Source organism: Bacillus sp. SIMBA_005 (assembly GCF_046535585.1).
Classification (GTDB): Bacteria; Bacillota; Bacilli; order Bacillales; family Bacillaceae; genus Bacillus; species Bacillus pumilus.
The window spans coordinates 1-262 of record NZ_JAWRWI010000614.1 but is presented as its reverse complement, the minus strand read 5'-3'; the positions used below and the strand labels follow the sequence as shown (position 1 = coordinate 262).

Annotated in this window: 1 pseudogene; it reads right to left on the bottom strand. The window is 54.2% G+C overall.

Annotated features, from left to right (window positions below):
- Positions 1-214 (bottom strand): annotated as a pseudogene (locus tag SB660_RS21540) (hypothetical protein); the annotation flags it as partial.
- Positions 215-262: the final 48 nt, after the last annotated feature.

The window sequence follows — 262 nt, the reverse complement described above, 5'->3', positions numbered from 1 at the left end:
ATGCCGCAGATTGGCTTAGCGCTTCGGTTGATAGAACAAGGCCGAAGATCAGGGGGCTCGCTCCCATCTCACGCAGATAAAACGGCAACACAGGTAGAACCGCCCCTACACCAGCAGCATACAGGGTTACGATACAGGCCAGTGGCAACATTAGTCGCCATTCGAGCTTATCTCCTGGGATAAGGCCTCCTTCCAACCCCTTTTCGGCGCTCATCTTGGGGTTTCCTCGCAGCAAACAAGGCCCACTCTTTCCAGATAATCC